Raw genomic sequence first — 12,476 nt, 5'->3', positions numbered from 1 at the left:
GAAGGAATGACAGCAAGACCGTCAGCAGGAATGACCGCAAGGACGACAGCTGGAATGACAACAAAGCCGGCGGCCGGAATGACAGCAAGACCGGCGGCAGGAATGACAGCAGGACCGGCGGCAGGAATGACAGCAAGACCGGCAGAAGGAATGACAGCAAGACTAGCAGCGGGAATGATAGCTGGACCGTCAGCAGGAATGATAGCAGGACCGGCGGCAGGAATGACAGCAAGACCGGCAGAAGGAATGACAGCAAGACCGGCAACAGGAATGACAGCAAGACCGGCGACTGGAATGACAGCAAGACCAGTGGCTGGAATGATAGAAAGACCGTCAGCAGGAATGACAGCAAGGCTGGCGGCTGGAATGACAGCAAGGCTGGCGGCTGGAATGACAGCAAGGCCGGCGACAGGAATGTCAGCAAGACCGGCGGCCGGAATGACAGCAAGACCGGCAGAAGGAATGACAGCAAGATCGTCAGCAGGACTGACAGCAAGACTGACAGCAGGAATGACAGCAGGAACGGGCAGAGTGGAAATATGCCTAATAGGGCAAGCAGAGGAGAAAGAAAATCCTCTTCCAAATGTCCGGTATCCCGCGATTGCGGAGGCTGTCAGCTTTTGGACATGCCTTATGAAAAGCAGTTGGAACAGAAGCAAAAGTATCTGGAAAAATTGCTGAAGCCATATTGCCGTATCGCACCGATCATTGGAATGGAGAATCCTTATCATTATCGCAATAAGGTTCATGCAGTATTTGACCATGACAAAAAAGGCAATCCGATTTCAGGCGTTTATGAGGCGAATTCCCATAGAGTTGTTCCGGTGGAAAGCTGTATGATCGAAGATAAGAAGGCGGACGAGATTATCGGGACTATTAGAGGCATGTTGAAGTCCTTTAAGATACGCACCTATGATGAGGATACCGGGTACGGGCTGTTACGCCACGTACTGATACGGAGGGGATTTGCTACAGGAGAGATTATGGTGGTTTTGGTAACCGCCTCACCGGTTTTTCCTTCTAAGAATAATTTTGTAAAAGCGCTGAGGGAAAAGCATCCGGAGATAACTACAATCATACAGAATATAAACGGCAGGGAAACAAGCATGGTACTGGGAGACAAGGAACATGTGCTGTTTGGTAAAGGATATATTGAAGACATCTTGTGCGGCTGCCGTTTCCATATTTCTTCCAAATCTTTTTATCAGGTAAATCCAGTGCAGACGGAGGTACTCTATAATAAAGCTATTGAGGCCGCCGGGCTTACTGGCAAGGAGCGGGTGATTGATGCTTATTGCGGGATTGGTACCATAGGGATTGTTGCCAGCAAGTATGCAAAGGAAGTGATTGGCGTTGAAATAAACCGGGAGGCTGTGCGGGATGCGGTGGAAAATGCCAAGATCAACGGAATTAAGAATGCCAGATTCTTCTGCAATGATGCCGGGAAATTTATGGTGAATATGGCGGAAAACGGAGAGCATGTGGATGTGGTGTTTATGGATCCTCCGAGGAGTGGAAGTACGGATGAATTCATTGATTCCGTAGCGAAAGTGAGACCGGAAAGGATTATTTATGTGTCCTGCGGGCCGGAGACGCTGGCTAGGGATCTGGGATATTTTAGAAAGAAAGGTTATGAGGCGAAAATGGGATGGGGGGTTGATTTGTTTCCGGCGACGGAACATTGCGAGGTTGTATGCCTGTTGCAACGAACTGAAGGATAAAATGTAATAGAAATTATCGAAAGCCGTGAGTTGAAATCAGCTCACGGCTTTCTTATGTCCATAATTTAAGAAAAGGAATTGGTATGAAGAAACTTAGAAGAATAGAGCCTACCAAAGAAGAAAAGAAAAAGTTGAAGGTTGCTGCGTATTGTAGAGTTAGTACAAGATTCGAGAGCCAACAAAGCAGCATTGATTTACAAATTTCTAATTATGAAACCATCATACAAAGTAATCCTCAGTGGGAATATGCAGGTGTTTATTTTGATTATGGCAGTGGACTAAGGCAAAAAGGTCGATCTAATTTAGAGAATATGATAAATAAGGCTTGTGCTGGCGAGATTGAATACATTCTTACGAAATCTCTCAGTAGATTATCTAGGAATGTTTTAGATACATTAATTATCATAAGAAAATTAAAAGAAAGGGGCATTAATATGTATTTTGAAAATGAAAATCTAAATTCAATTGAAGATGAAGCAGAATTTGCAATCACTCTTAGTGGTATTTTAGCTCAGGAAGAAAGCAGAAATCTAAGTGAGAATATTCAATGGGGTTATCAAAGAAAATTTGAAAACGGAGATATCTTTACTAAGTATAAAAATTTTATGGGTTATAAATGCCAAAACGGCAACTTAGTTATTGTACCTGAGCAAGCAGAAGTAGTGAAAACAATATTTATACTATATTTAGATGGCATGACATTACAGCAGATAAAAGAGCATTTAGAAAACCAGAAAATCAAAACTGCTACAGGTAAAGATATTTGGTCAACGTACGTTATCCAGAAGATGCTCAAAAATGAGAAGTATAAAGGTTGCACCATGTTTCAGAAAACTTTTACTGAGGATTACCTTACTGGAAAAAGAAAAGTGAATCATGGTGAGAGGGCAAAATATTATATAGAAGATACTCACCCTGCTATTGTATCAAAAGATGTATTTGATAGAGTGCAAGCGGAAATGAAACGTCGTGAAAGAATTGTACGTAATAATGATGGGAGTATAGAAGTGTCAAAGAACAAATTCAATAGCAAGTACATACTAGGCAATTTATTAGTATGTGGGGACTGTGGCGCATCCTATCGTAGAAGAACGGAACGTGGCAAAGTTTTATGGAGATGTGCTACCAGAATTGAAAGGGGCAAAAATGAGTGTGCCCTATCCCCTACAATAAATGAAGAGTGGTTAAAGGAAGAGCTTTCAAAGCTGATTTGTCACGGTATTTACGATGAAAGTGTAGTGAAGAGTAAGGTGGATAGAATTGAAGTGTATGATGGACATATTTTAATTAAAAGATACGACGTGAGAAGTGTTATTTGCTGTGTAAATATGTTATAATTTGTATGTAAAAAGATGAGCTACCACAAAGCTTAAAATATATGTATTAATTTGGAGAGAAAGTTGGTGGGCACATGGCGAAAAGGAAAGCAGGTAAAGCAAAAAAGATAAATTCTTGTACATCTAAGTCAACTATTCAAGAATTGCAAGTGTCAAGAACTGGAGGGCAAATTGCACTCACAGGATTTACTTATCAATTTCTATATTCTTGCTATTTGATATTGTCTGAAATAGAAGAAAATACTGTTTTTTATTTAGAGGGAATTGAAGATATTGATAAGATTAGCCTTATAGATTCGGATGATTGTATTACTCATATACAATTAAAATATTCAACACAAAAACAAGATGCCAGTTTTTTAAAAGATGCTCTAAAAAACTATTTAGAAGCCTATCTTATTGATAAAAATCGAAATTTTAAATTGATTTATGATTTTCAGGTTGCTAAGGGAAATTTGAGTAAACTTTTTGATAGCAGTTTAGATGTTACTTCTAACACTTATTGGGCAAAGATAATTGAGCAAATTAAAGAAGAAAATCCATTTTGGAATTGGAATGGCTTCTCATACGATAGCTTTATCTCCAAGCTTTCTTTTGAAAAAATAGAAAAAAGCACTTTGTCTCGAGAAATTGAAAAGCTGTTGATAGGCACTTACGATATTGTAACAGACAATATTTCTATATTTGCAAACGGTCTTAAAATTTGTTGTTTAGAAAAAATGGAACACAGAAATAGCATTAATAAAAATGAGCTTGATACAGTAATTCTCAATATTAAAGATGACATTAGCAAGGGTGTACATAACCCTGCACACAGTTGGATAAAAAAAGTTGTTTTTGAGTCTGGCGACAACACCGAAACAGACTATAGCTATTATGAAGGGAAAAAACCTTCTTATCAGGATATCGCACGGCACTTACCAGTTAAAAGAACTTTATTGGAAAAGGAAGTTGCTATATCTGTCGAAGAAAATAGAGTGACTGTAATTAAAGCATCGAGCGGTCAAGGGAAAACAACCTTGGCTCTTAAAGTTGCATATGACTTGCAAGAGCAATATACAATTTATCAGCTTTTATGGTGTAATGACCAAAAAGAGTTGAGCAATATAGTTTCTTATTTTGCCACGAGAGTAAAAATGGGAGAAAAGCCACTAATTATTATTGATAATCTAGATTCTCAACTTAGTGAGTGGAATAGATTAGCCCAACTTCTACAAGATGAAGTAGCATATCATTACAGATTAGTTATAACGACCAGAGAAGATGATTGGTATAATTATAGCGGAGATTTAAGCAACGTTAGATCCTTACAAGTAGTTAAATTGTTTCTTGGTGAAGAAGAAGCACAGGGTATTTTTAAAGTGCTTAGTCAAACAGGTAAATTGCACCCATCAATTACAGATTGGCGAAAATCGTTTAGGATTGTTGAAAAAAAGAAATTACTGATTGAATATATTTATTTACTTACTCATGGCGAAATGCTATCTGAGCGAATCAATAATCAAATTATTCAAATTAGTGGTACTAATTCCGGTAAAATTAAGTGCGAAATTCTTCGCAAGATTTGTTTCGCAGACATATGCGGTATTAAACTTTCAGCAAATAAACTCATTGGTAGTTTAACAGAAACAACCTCTCAAGATTATGGAGAACTGCTAAAGAGCATTGAAAATGAATTTTTAATTCGCATTGATAGTACGGAAAAACATATAGAAGGATTACATCCAGTTCGATCACAGCACATTGTTGATAAGCTGCATGAATTTATTGAGTTAGAAACTACTGCATTGCAAGTTATAAATATTGCAGATTCTACTTATTACGCCAAGCTATTTTCTTGTCTCCCAAAGTTAATAAGTAATAAAGAAAATTTCTATTTACAATTAGTTGAAGTGATATGGGATAAAAACAATTTGACCCCATATGTAGATGCTTTGCGTGGCATATTTTCTGGTAGCGTTATGCAATATTACCTTGCCAATCAGAGTATTTATGATGATGCAAACGAACATGGTGGTTTATTCCTTTTAGATATGGAGTTAAATCCATTTACTAAATTTGAGGAGATAGACACCTCCCTAAACACTTTAGATGATATACAAAAAATAGTGCCTGCTAACAAAAACATAGAATATCTAGGCAACCTTAGAAATACTACACCTAAAATAGAGTTATCAAAAACAGACATCTACTTTCTGTGTAAAGCTCTACATGAACGCTTTAAAAATGATGAAGCCTTTAATATTACATCGGATATTACTTCATATGCTACAATTATTTATTGGCTCATCAACATTGACCATTCTTTTAATTTATCAAATAACATTTCCCTAAAATTGCTTTGGGAACGCTGCAACAGTTATTCCATGGACACTATATCAACTATTATGTACACTTGTTTTTGTGGAAACAGAGAAAGCTACATGGCATATGTTTATGAAAATTTAGATTGTATTTTAGCATATTTAAGGAATGAAACTGAATCACTACAAGTATATGTTAACGAGAAAAGAGATGAAATCCATGTGAATTACATTCTCTTTGCAAGCGAAATCAATAAAGGCAATGACGAGAGTGTGGCAAGATTAAAAACCGTATGCAAAATGCTTCCCATTTTTGATACTTATTGTGCTGATGCTATTAAACCAGTGATAGATGTACTGTCTGGATATGAAATTCCTAATGATGCACATAAGACTATGCCAATCAGAAATATTGTAATTATGTTTCATCAAGAATTTACATCCCTTTGGAGCAAAACAATTCTCAGCAATTATGAATGCGATAGTATTTATGAATGGCTAGAGCATTGGTTTTGTATTAGAACTAATATTGTAAATTTGTCCAATAAAATTGTTGTGTGCATTCATAGACTGCTGGAGCAAAAACAATTAGGCAAACTTGCAGATGAAATAGATGAACTTAGGGAAGAATTAAATAAAAAGCTGATTAGAGAGTATAAATATCCTTATGAGGATAGACCTTTTGACGAAAAAGCAAATCTTCCAGAGGGGCTAAGCAAAATCAAAAGCGAATTTTTTCATAGCATACAAAATTTCTACAACCAAGTAGTTGGATTTTTGAGTAGAGATAACGAGAAATCTCGGTTAGCATTAATAAATTTACGGCAGACATTGTCGACTCTAAAGAAAATGCAAACATACTTTAACGAGATATGTATAGAACAAAAAATACTAATGGAAAAACATCAAGAGTTATGCAAAAATGAAGATGAAGCATATCAACGCCTGATGAGTTCATGCCTGTATTTTAATGAACACAAACCTGGTAAATACTTTAATAAATATCAAATAAGCATTTGGTATGAGAATAACTATAAAGAAAAACTTATAAAAACATTATATGCCTTAAGTGATTTATCAGCTGCATATTCCATAAGTTTCCCTAAACATTATTTCTTCGATGGGATACTAAGTCAATATCCGATTATTGTGAACAATTTTGATATGACAGATGGTGATAAACTTTTGCATCTCTTGTACCTATGCACTCCTTTTGCCGAATTAGAATATGATTATTTGATTCTCTTATGTTGCAACAAACCCAATATCTTAATTCCTAATGGTTTAAAGATTCCAAAGAGATTTTTTGAGACACTAAAACAAGCTGTCGAAAATGAGGATGAGTCTTTGATAAATGAATTGACTCCGCCTTTTCCTGTAGAGGTTACATCACAAATGGTGAACTGTTTTGCCAATAGGTATGATGTTGAAAAGCCTGCTGTTACAGGATACGAAAATGTTGACCGTGTAGGCGAACTTTTGTGGGCACTCTCAAAATCTCGACAAGTGCTAATCGACAATCAGGATGCAAAGTATTTTAATATTATTGAAAAAAAGTATAAAGATGAAATTCTAAAACTTCTTGGAGATATTAATAGTAAAATTGCAGATAAGCATTTTACTGAAATCTCCAATATTTGCAAAACTGTATGTGAAGGCGAGGAATTTTTGGATGTGGAACTAAATGCATTTTACAATAATCTCATCAGTATTTGCTTGGATTAACTCCAGTTTGCATAGAGAAAATTACATTCGATATTAATAAAACAGAAATGATTTACAGATTTATAGGTGCGAAACCAGTATCTAGTTTCTTTTCTTATAGCGAAATAGGATTAAAAAATTGGTTCTCAATAATCGTTTTTGAAGAAAAAGGGTCCGCTAAGGAACCAGTGGGTCTCCACGACATCATTATTGTCTACTCAACGCATGTGGAGACGGTTATCCAATTAAAGAAGCTCTAGTGATAAAAAGATAAGAAAGGGAGTAAATGCTATAAGGCATTGTAGGAGATTACAGGAATGGAATGTTGGTTATCAAAAGATATTTGGAATTGGGATGCTCGTTATGAAAGTGGAACAGAATTAGATGCTGAAGTATGGAAAAGAGCCTATGAAATATGGGACCGTGCTAAATTTTTAATTGATATAAATGATAATTTATTCTGTTTAAGTGATGGGATCACCAATTTAAAAAGAAGTATAAATCAACGATTAAAAAATATTGAAAAAGTATATCATTTTAAAAATATTGATTTTGAAAATAAAGCTAAGGGCTACTTAGAATTATTAGAACAATTTGATATTGTTCGTCCTCTTATAATGAAAGAATTATTAAGGATAAGGAATGAGATAGAACATAACGATGCATTGCCGCCAAACGCTAATAGATGTCAGGAGCTGGTAGATATAGTTTGGTATTTTTTAAAATCTACAGATTCGCTTGTGCAGATTTTAAAAAAAAGTTATTATTTTCAGTTCTATGACGACGAAGGCAGTGAAACTCAGTATGGATTTTCAGTTTCAGTAGATTATAATTCACATAGTAACTTAAAAATATGTGGGTGGTTTCCTGCAAGCATAGTTAGCTTAAGTGAAAAAGAAGATTTCCTTGAAGTTTTTTTAAAAGATTTTAACGGTCCTGAAAAATTTAAAAATACAAATTATCATCAAGATAAACTCGAAACAGATAGATGGATAAATGGTAATATTCGTATAAATAATAAAACTAATTATAAAAATATTATTAAGAAACTCTTGATTACTTATTAGTTTAAAAGTCCCTGTGGTGAAATATAACTAGATTTATTGTTCACGCCAAGGCCCCATCAGGTCCAATAGGCATCTTTTTTATCTCTTCAAGGCATTGTGAGATTTGTGTCGAAATTTGTCGCACAAAATAACAAACCATAATGTACGCTATAGCCTCTATATGGTAAAATAAAAGGTAGCTACAATAAATTAATTTCTAAGTAATTGATATTACTTGAAAATAGTGGTTTGAATTTCTGCTTATGCCGATAAAGATTTACATCTTAAACAGATGTAATCAAAGCAAATGCATAGAATATATTGAAGAAGTATTGACTCCCAGAATTTTTACAGAATGTTCTGGGAGTCTGTTTTTTTAGTTTTGTACCCAATGCAGTAGAAGAATTAAAACAGCCGAGAAAATATCTAACAGTGGGGAACTTTGAAGTAATCAAAGATGCTTTTATATTTGTACTGTGGAGAAAATTCGAAATGGCACATTCTCTTTTAATCTTGGCTCATTATTATTTCTCAATGATTTTTAAGGTATCTGATTGCATCTACCAGGTGGTATAATTTTCTTATCAAAAATATGGGAAGTGATACCTGTGGTAAAATAGGTTACTTAAAACGTTGGAATAGAAAATAAATTAATTAACATCAATTAGAGATAAAGTTGTGGAGATTGGAGAATAATATGGAAATAAAAACCATACCTTGCTTGAACTGCATGAAACCTTATGCAGCTTTAAGTCACATCGGCAATGTAGACTGTTATATGATATATCGCGAAAAGCCGGGGTGATCCGAGTCACAGATTAAAATGGGAGGATAATATCATGGGATTAAAAGATATAAAACTTTGGAAAAAAAGTGTTCCTGATGCCGACTTAATTTCTACTATTGGGGACTTGAATAACGAAGGGTTACCTACCCTAACCCCTTATTTATTAAAAGGAGAGAAACCCCGCCCTGCAATTATTGTTTGCCCGGGCGGATCATTTCAAATTAGAGCGTCTAATGAAGGAAAACCAATTGCAAAATGGCTGAATCAAATAGGAATAAATGCTTTTGTTTTAAATTATCGGGTTGCTCCTTTTACTCCATTTACGTCAACCAAAGATGCAGTACGAGCGGTTAGGTATATTCGGTATCATGCCCTAGAATTTAATATTGATCCGGAACGGATCGGCATGATAGGATTTTCAGCTGGCGGTTATCTCACCGCTTTTGTAGGAACTCGTTTTGATAATGGAATTACAGAACCAGATAGCCGAAATACGCAAATTATGTCGATGCTTTTGGGAGAACCAGATTTTAACGATCCGATTGATCAAACGAGTTCTAAACTTAATGCGATCATTTTATGTTATGCTGAGACCTCCCCATTTTCTAAGGAAAAATTGCCGCCGGATTATCTATTAACAAAAGATATAACAGTGGATGAATTTATAGACTTTACTTCAAATCATAAATATGTTACAGCGAAGACACCACCGACTTTTCTATGGATTACAGCGACCGATCACTGGAATTTTCAGCGTCAAAACTTACTTTTTGCTCAAGCGCTAAATGAGCTAAATCTACCCTTTGATTTACATATATTCTCCCAAGGTCCCCATGGTTTAGGATTAGGTGAGGATGAACCTACGGTAGCAATCTGGCCAAAACTTTGTGAAAATTGGCTTCAAGGATTATAGTATTCCGTTTATTAATTTCATACTCGGAATGGTTAGTTCAAACAACAGAAATAGTATCACGGTGAGTCATTGGAGAATTAAGCGTGGGGGAATATGGAGTATCTTAATAGACTTTTGCTTTATATCTGTTTTATTAGTACCATATATTGCCCCCATGTATAGAACAGAAATAACCAGAAAAACACCTTGACGGGATATGTGTTTTCGCTTATTATAAAGGAAATATAGTATTTTTAAACTAGGAAAGGTAATAACAAATATGAACTCGATACTTAAATGGGTAAAATTGGAATCTATTATGATCGCAATATTTCAAGTTAAGGCTAGAAGTGCGTCCAAATTTAATAGATTCAAAGTTAGCCATATAAGGTTTTTGGAGTATTCTGATTAATATCATTTGATATTACGGTGATAATTAAAAATTAGCAACCCAAAGCTTATTGGCTTTGGGCTTTTTTTCGTTCATTTTTAAGTAAAGGGTAAAGTCAGAGTTTAATTATAAGAAAGGTCAGGTAGAGTCATGATAGAATTAAGTATTAATAATTTAACGAAATTTTATGGAGCGAACAAGATATTTGAAACGATATGCTTTGAGGTGAAAACTGGGGAGAGGATTGGGTTAATTGGTAAGAATGGGTGTGGGAAGACTACAATTATGAAAATTATTATGGGCAGGTTTAAGGAAAGTAACTTAAATTTACAAGGGTGGTTTGAGGATACCGGACAAGTGCAGGTTGGGGAAGCTTCGTATGGGGAGGAGGTTTCAGAAGATTATCAGGCAGGAGAGGTAAATCTTCGTAAAGGGATTAAGGTAGGGTATTTAAATCAGATACCTGTTTACAGTGAGGATACCAAAGCGATTGATGTAATCCGCATGGCTTTTCAAAAAGTCTTTGATTTGAAGAGACGGTTATCAGAGCTTGAAGGGGTGTTTCAGACTTCTTCGGGTGAGAAGCTTGAAAAAGCACTGTTAAGTTACGGACGGCTCACGGAGGAGTATGAGATAGCCGGAGGATATGAGCTGGAAACGAAGATTAACAAGATTACAGAGGGACTTAAAATTAATGATATTTTAAAGCAACTGTCATTTCAAAGTTTAAGCGGCGGAGAAAAAACCAGAGTGATTTTGGCGAAGATACTTCTTGAGGAGCCAGATATTCTGCTTCTTGACGAACCTACCAACCATCTGGACTTAGAAACCACAGAATGGCTGGAGGGCTTTTTAAAGGATTATAAAGGTTCTGTTCTGATTATATCCCATGACAGATATTTTCTGGATAATGTTGCTATGAAAATCGTGGAGTTAGAGTTTAGCCGGGCTAATATTTACATGGGGAATTATAGTTATTATGTACTGGAAAAAGAGAGACGGTTCTTAATTGACTATAGGAATTATATCAACCAGCAGAAAAAGATCGAACAGATGGAAAAACAGATTGAGCGTTACCGCATCTGGGGAAATATGAGAGACAGTGAAACGATGTTTAAACGGGCAAAGGAATTGGAAAAACGTCTGGAAAAGATTGAAGTATTGGATAAACCGGTCCATGAAGGCAGGAAGGTGCGACTTAATCAGGATAGCGCAAACCGTTCCGGAAAAATGGTATTAGAAACCAAACACTTAAGTAAATGTTTTGGTGATGCGGTATTACTAAAAGACATTGATATGAAAGTTTATTATCAGGATAGTGCCTGCATTATCGGGAAAAACGGCTGCGGCAAATCTACCCTGCTTAAGCTGATATTAGGAGAATTAAAACCAGATTACGGTACGGTAAAAATTGGCGCTCAGGTTAAAATCGGTTATCTCCCTCAACAGGTTATTTTTGAAGATGAAGACCAGACCATACTTGAATACTTTTCTGGTCATCACAATATTACTTATGAAGCTGCCAGAAACCAGCTAGCAAGAGTATTATTCTTTAAAGACGATGTCCATAAGAAAATAAGATTCTTATCCGGTGGGGAGAAGAGCCGGTTAAGGTTATGTTCTTTAACCTTTGAAAAAGTGAATTTTATGATTCTGGATGAGCCTACCAATCACTTGGATATTGATTCCAGGGAAGTGCTGGAGGAAACTTTAACCGCATTTGAAGGAACCCTGTTATTTGTATCCCATGACCGGTATTTTATAAATAAAGTTGCAGGTAAAATCATGTCATTTGAAAATAACCATCTTATTACTTATCCGGGAGATTATACGTATTATCAGGAAGAATTGCAAAAGGCGGGAAAATTTGAGGACCAGTCAAACGAAAAGGCTAGGGTTCTAAGCAACCTGTTAAAGGTTTATGAAGATGATAAGCGTTATAAGAAGGAACAGCCCCAAAAGCCATATGAAAAGAAGCCTTCCATTGGGGTAGAAGTGAATCAATACAGCAGAACGGATAACAAATCCAGGAAGTTGAATACGCAAAAGTCAGATATTCTTGTGAATGAGATTGAAGCCATAGAAGCTGCATTAAAAGCATTGGAACAAGAGATAAATAATAATAATTCCAATTTCGAATATTTACAGGAATTATACTTAAAAAAAGAAACTATAGAAAAAGAACTGGATTTCGTTTATGATAAATGGGAGAACTGTCAGTAATACAGAAAAATCATCACCTAATTCACGGTGAAGGAAATATTAATTTACTTGAAAAGCTTAATATTGCCAGGC

General features: G+C 35.7%; 6 protein-coding genes. All 6 read left to right on the top strand.

Annotation, left to right across the window (positions count from 1 at the left end; genetic code table 11):
• Positions 1 to 1,721 (top strand): 23S rRNA (uracil(1939)-C(5))-methyltransferase RlmD (rlmD, locus tag AC27IJ_RS06270; protein ID WP_487148032.1); only part of this gene is annotated, 1,721 nt, incomplete at its 5' end.
• A gap of 83 nt (positions 1,722 to 1,804) precedes the next feature.
• Positions 1,805 to 3,058 (top strand): recombinase family protein, encoded by a 1,254-nt coding sequence (locus AC27IJ_RS06265; RefSeq protein ID WP_487148030.1) that lies wholly within the window; start codon positions 1,805 to 1,807, stop codon positions 3,056 to 3,058.
• Between the two features lie 74 nt (positions 3,059 to 3,132).
• Positions 3,133 to 7,086 (top strand): P-loop NTPase, encoded by a 3,954-nt coding sequence (locus AC27IJ_RS06260; protein ID WP_487148028.1) that lies wholly within the window; start codon positions 3,133 to 3,135, stop codon positions 7,084 to 7,086.
• A gap of 296 nt (positions 7,087 to 7,382) precedes the next feature.
• The gene (locus AC27IJ_RS06255; RefSeq protein WP_487148026.1) at positions 7,383 to 8,132 is read left to right on the top strand and encodes a hypothetical protein; all 750 of its coding nucleotides are present in this window, start codon (positions 7,383 to 7,385) and stop codon (positions 8,130 to 8,132) included.
• Between the two features lie 818 nt (positions 8,133 to 8,950).
• Positions 8,951 to 9,811 carry an alpha/beta hydrolase gene (locus tag AC27IJ_RS06250; RefSeq protein WP_487148024.1) on the top strand — a complete coding sequence of 287 codons (861 nt, stop codon included), beginning with the start codon at positions 8,951 to 8,953 and terminating at the stop codon, positions 9,809 to 9,811.
• Between the two features lie 520 nt (positions 9,812 to 10,331).
• Positions 10,332 to 12,404, top strand: a complete 2,073-nt coding sequence (abc-f, locus tag AC27IJ_RS06245; RefSeq protein ID WP_487148022.1) for a ribosomal protection-like ABC-F family protein — start codon at positions 10,332 to 10,334, stop codon at positions 12,402 to 12,404.
• The last annotated feature ends 72 nt before the right edge of the window (positions 12,405 to 12,476 follow it).

Source organism: Lacrimispora sp. YZC11, assembly GCF_057543815.1.
Note: the sequence above shows the minus strand (reverse complement) of the source record. Positions and strands in the feature narration are given on the sequence as shown.

What these genes read in the sequence shown, in the direction of transcription:
- AC27IJ_RS06260 (WP_487148028.1), top strand. Translation starts at nt 3,133, where the DNA reads ATGGCGAAAAGGAAAGCAGGTAAAGCAAAAAAGATAAATTCTTGTACA.
- abc-f (WP_487148022.1), top strand. Translation starts at nt 10,332, where the DNA reads ATGATAGAATTAAGTATTAATAATTTAACGAAATTTTATGGAGCGAAC.
- AC27IJ_RS06265 (WP_487148030.1), top strand. Translation starts at nt 1,805, where the DNA reads ATGAAGAAACTTAGAAGAATAGAGCCTACCAAAGAAGAAAAGAAAAAG.
- AC27IJ_RS06255 (WP_487148026.1), top strand. Translation starts at nt 7,383, where the DNA reads ATGGAATGTTGGTTATCAAAAGATATTTGGAATTGGGATGCTCGTTAT.
- AC27IJ_RS06250 (WP_487148024.1), top strand. Translation starts at nt 8,951, where the DNA reads ATGGGATTAAAAGATATAAAACTTTGGAAAAAAAGTGTTCCTGATGCC.